The sequence below is a fragment of the Carnobacterium sp. genome, assembly GCF_032094055.1.
GTDB lineage: Bacteria > Bacillota > Bacilli > Lactobacillales > Carnobacteriaceae > Carnobacterium_A.
Window position 1 is genome coordinate 17,313 of record NZ_DAMDAK010000017.1, and the last position, 4,453, is coordinate 21,765.

General features: G+C 35.4%; 4 protein-coding genes. All 4 read left to right on the forward strand.

Annotated elements, in window-relative coordinates; genetic code table 11:
• Nucleotides 1-280: 280 nt before the first annotated feature.
• On the forward strand, nt 281-2,197 hold the full coding sequence (locus RT405_RS04310) for an endonuclease MutS2 (RefSeq protein ID WP_313467863.1): 1,917 nt from the start codon (nt 281-283) through the stop codon (nt 2,195-2,197).
• A 207-nt stretch (nt 2,198-2,404) separates the two neighbouring features.
• Nucleotides 2,405-3,253, forward strand: coding sequence for an aldo/keto reductase (locus RT405_RS04315; RefSeq protein WP_313467865.1), 849 nt, complete (start codon nt 2,405-2,407; stop codon nt 3,251-3,253).
• Between the two features lie 42 nt (nt 3,254-3,295).
• A complete protein-coding gene (locus RT405_RS04320; protein WP_313467867.1) occupies nt 3,296-3,799 on the forward strand; it encodes a hypothetical protein in 504 nt (167 codons plus the stop codon).
• A 432-nt stretch (nt 3,800-4,231) separates the two neighbouring features.
• The coding region (locus RT405_RS04325; protein ID WP_313467869.1) for a DUF1801 domain-containing protein at nt 4,232-4,453 on the forward strand (222 nt) is incomplete at its 3' end.

The following is a 4,453-nucleotide window of genomic DNA, read 5'->3' on the forward strand; positions in this document are numbered from 1 at the left end:
TTGACAAAAAAAGATTAACTTGTTATATTTTGAATGAGAATAAATAAAACCTAGATGAATGGGGATATGTTTTGTGAGTGTAGCAGGTATCTAACCAATAAGTTGAATAGCCGGTAAACGATAAGTTTATTTGGCATGCTTATAAGTGATACCTGTCGATAAATAGAATTTTTTATATTCTAAAGACGATAGTATGTATGACTATCGTCTTTTTTTGTACTCTCTAGGTTTAATTATTTATTTTAGGACGGGTATCTCTTCATTGGAAAGGAAGAGAGCTATGGATAAAGAAACACTTAATAAATTACAATTTAATAACGTTCAAAAAGAAGTACAAGCTAGAGCAATTGGAAACTATAGCAAAATTCGTATTGGAGAGCTTTTGCCGCAAACAAGTCTAGCAACCGTGAAAGTTTGGCAGCAAGAAACACAAGAGGCGCGTTTGATCTTAGATAGTAATCAACACGTGCCTTTTATGGGGCTAAGTAGAATTGATTCTTTAAGAGCACAAGTTAAAAAAGGGTTGGTCTTATCCTCTACTGACTTGATTGAATATGCAGATTTTCTTAGAAGCAGCCGGCTGATCAATAAGTTTTTTGAAAAAAACCAATATCAAACACCATTGCTTTATCAGTATAGTAAAAGTTTGCCAAGTTTATTAGAGATTGAAGAAGAAGTGTATCAAAAAATTCAACATCAAAAAGTAAGCGATGCTGCATCAAGAAATTTAAGAAAAGTTCGTAAACAAATTCGTGAAAATGAAAAAGAACTTCAGGATAAATTGACGAAATTCTTAAAACATCCTAGCAATAAAGAAATGCTTCAAGATGGGATGATTATTCAAAAAGATGGACATTATACGGTTCCAATTAAATCCAGTTACAAAAATAAAATAGTTGGAAATACGATAGAACAATCCAATAAAGGAACAACAGTCTTTATTGAACCAGCAGCTGTAGCGAAATTAAATGAACGTTTGATTATGCTAAAAGCTGAAGAAGTTGCTGAAGAGTATCAAATTTTAGCTGAATTAACAGGTTACTTGGCTGATAAAGAACCCATTATTGAATTTATCATGGAAACAATCACTGCTTTTGATGTTATTTTTGCTCGAGCAAAATATAGTCGAGAAATCAATGGAATCACTCCAAAAGTAAATAAATCTGAGATAATCCATATCAAAAAAGGAATTCATCCATTTCTACCTAAAGGAGCTGTTCCATTAGATTTTATTTTAGGTAAAGAGCACCGCGGCTTAGTCATCACTGGTGCGAACGCTGGTGGAAAGACTGTTGTGTTAAAGACAGTGGGCTTATTAACCTTAATGACGATGTTTGGATTACAAATTCCTGTACAAGAAGGAACTGATATTGCAGTATTCGATGAACTATTTGTGGATATTGGTGATCACCAAAGTATGGAAAATGCGTTAAGTACGTTTTCTGGGCACATGACGAACATTGCTTTCATCTTGAATAAAGTAAAACGACATTCGTTGGTTTTATTAGATGAGATTGGTAGCGGAACGGAGCCAAATGAAGGGGCTTCTTTAGCAATCGCGATTCTGGAAACACTATATACTAAGGGAGCACTAGTCGTAACTACAACGCATTATGGAGAGATTAAACGTTTCGCTGAAGAACATGAAGACTTTATCCCAGCAGCGATGGAATTTGATCGAGAAACCTTAACCCCTAAGTTTATTTTACATTTAGGAGAAAGTGGCGACAGTCAAGCTCTTTGGATCGCTAAAAAAGTCAACATGGCATCTTCTTTGATCCAGCAAGCGCAAGAGTATATGGACAATAAAGATTATCAAACCAAGAGAAAAGAATTCCCGAAAAATGAAATGGAATTTAAAATAGTCAAAAAGGTGAAAGTTTCTTTTGGAAAAGGTGACCGCGTTCTGCTTACAGAAAGTCAAAAGAAAGGCTTGGTTTATGAAGATACTGGTTCAGACAATGTCACTGTTTATATCGAAGAATATCTTGTGGAAGTCCCAAGACAAAGAATTCAACTAGTGATGGCAGCTCATGAATTATATCCAGAAGACTATGATTTAGAGAATTTGTTTACTGATTATCAAACGAGAAAAACGCAGAGAGACCTAGCCCGTGGATCTAAAAAAGCACAAAAACAATTAAATAAAGAAATGAAACAAAGAAACGAAAAAAGAAGAGTAAACGAGAAAAATTAAAGATGAACTGATGTAATAGAAGAATAAAGCAGTAAAAAAATCAGACTTCCCATTATGGCAGGTTAGAAATAGCAAGTAATTCTAGCCTGCTGTGATGGGGATTTTTATGATACCTAAAAGAAGGGGTAAGCGTATTACATGATAGTCTTTTCTTAATCCTTTATACTAGGTAGTGTAGATAGTATTCATAGAAAGGATGAAAATAAGATGACAAAAATAGAGAAATTCGATTTAAATGATGGAACAAGTTTACCGGCTATTGGATTTGGAACAGTAAACGTCCAAGGAGCACAAGGTTTGAACAGTGTGCTTACGGCAATTTCTACGGGTTATCGGCTCATCGATACTTCAACTAACTATATGAATGAAGGGATGGTTGGTGAAGCTATTCGTCGTTCAAGTCTCCCCCGGGAAGAATTGCTTATCAGTTCAAAACTTCCAGGTATGGCGCATGAATACGATAAAGCAATCAAGATGATACAAGAATCCTTGTATCGTATTGGTATCGACTATTTTGATAAATATTTAATCCACTGGCCATTACCTAAACAAGATAAATACGAAGAAGCTTGGCAAGCATTAGTAGATGCTCAAAAATTCGGTTTGATCAAAACGATCGGTGTGTCGAATTTCTTGCCAGAACATCTTGAACGCATTATTGAAAAAACGGGCGTTACTCCTGCTACGAATCAAATTGAACGTCATCCATACTTTAATAACAAAGAATTAGTCGAAGCCGATAAAAAGATGGGCATCTTGACAGAAGCATGGAGCCCATTTGGACGTGAGATCAACGATGTATTGGAAAATGAAACGATTGTAGCTCTTGCTGAAAAATACGGAAAAGAACCAGCTCAAATTATTATTCGTTGGAATTTACAAAATAACGTATTGCCGATTGTGAAAGCCTCTTCTGAAAAACACCAAAAAGCCAATCTTGATGTTTTTGATTTCGAGTTAACGGAAGAAGACTGTCAGAAAATTGATGCTTTAGATAAAGGGGAAGCTGGCAGGGTAGAAGGGCAGCATCCGAATGAATACGAAGAGTTTGACTAAGGTATCTTTTGATTAGACGTATAAGAAAGGAAGTCAAGATCTATGGCAGAGACGTTTTATGTCGAAGAAAACCAACCATTTCCTAATAATTCGCTCCCTGTTCTTTACTATCCCAAAAGAGTAACTGATTTATTAGATGGCTCGAATTCAGCAGAGAAGGTGTTAGCTTTATTTGAGCAAAATGGTTACTCAAATGGCTGGGTAAATGGCATCTTTCCTTACCATCACTTTCATGCCACGACCCATGAAGTATTAGCGTGTATTGCTGGAGAAGCAATTGTTCAGCTTGGCGGACCAGATGCGGAAACCTATTCTTTTTCCAAAGGGGATATTCTCCTACTTCCTGCAGGTGTAGCTCATAAGCGAATTGATGCAAACGATGAATTTCAAATAGTCGGTGCCTATCCTGATGGACTTGAGCCAGATGTACAAAAAGGCGAAGCAGAAAATTATGAGACCATCAAACAAATGGTAGCATCTGTTGCTAAGCCAGCTAAAGATCCGGTTGAAGGGGAAGATGGAGCGGTACTGAAGTATTGGACTTAGAATCATTTGTTGTGGTATTCAAAATCATAAGAAAGTAGGTTTTAAGAAACTTGACAAAGTTGGTCAAATTTTAAAATAGCCAGACTACAATATGCGTCAAAAGAGAGAATTGCTGATATGGCAGTTCTCTCTTTTGTGTTACAAAGTAACGAGATTAAATTATAAGTTCTGTTGTTCGAATGAAGAAAGTTACAGATATAACAGGAGGGATAACAAAGAAAAGCAATCTTTTCCTATAAAGTCTTTTATTGGAAATAAGTTTTCACGATCACAAGCTGGTTCATGCTAAGATAGCTTTAAATAATATACAACACTGAAGTACATTTTGATGATCTATTTTGTCAGATACAAACAAATAACGAATAAGAACATTGTCTATCACAAGTAATAAACTAAAATCATTAAAAAATTTATGGATTGGGAGAGATCATTATGCAGTACGAAGCAACGAGCCCTGAAGAATATGTCGAACTGCTTGAAAACGATTGGAGAAAAGAAAAGTTGTTGCAAATAAGAGAACTCATTTTAAAATATGGTCCTGAACTGGAAGAAGGGATTTTATATAAAATGTTGGCTTATAGTGATGGGGAAACACAAGTATTTGGTTTAAATGCACAAAAGTTGTATGTCAGTTTATATGTTGGGAGCATACAA